A 305-nucleotide genomic window follows, 5' to 3' on the forward strand; every position below is an offset into this window, starting at 1 on the left:
ATTTGAAGCAGATGCAGAAAGAAGACAAATATGCATCTGTTAAGGAAAAAATCACAACGATTTACCACGAAAACAGGGGCCGGTACGGCTATCGCCGGATCACGGCAGAACTTCGCAAGCGCAATTTTCTCCTGAACCACAAGACTGTCCAGCGGCTTATGAAAGAGTTGGGCTTAGTTTGCCGTGTCAGGATGAAGAAGTACCGCTCTTATAAGGGAGAAGTGGGCAAAATTGCGCCAAATCTGTTAAACCGGGACTTCCGCGCCGAAAAGCCGAACCAGAAGTGGGTCACCGATGTGACAGAG

At 48.5% G+C, this 305-nt stretch carries 1 protein-coding gene; it reads left to right on the top strand.

Annotation, left to right across the window (positions count from 1 at the left end):
• The coding region (locus tag PG062_RS15795; RefSeq protein WP_270753012.1) for an IS3 family transposase at positions 1-305 on the top strand (305 nt) is incomplete at both ends.

Source organism: Gemmiger qucibialis (assembly GCF_027689445.1).
In the GTDB taxonomy this organism is placed as follows: domain Bacteria; phylum Bacillota; class Clostridia; order Oscillospirales; family Ruminococcaceae; genus Gemmiger; species Gemmiger qucibialis.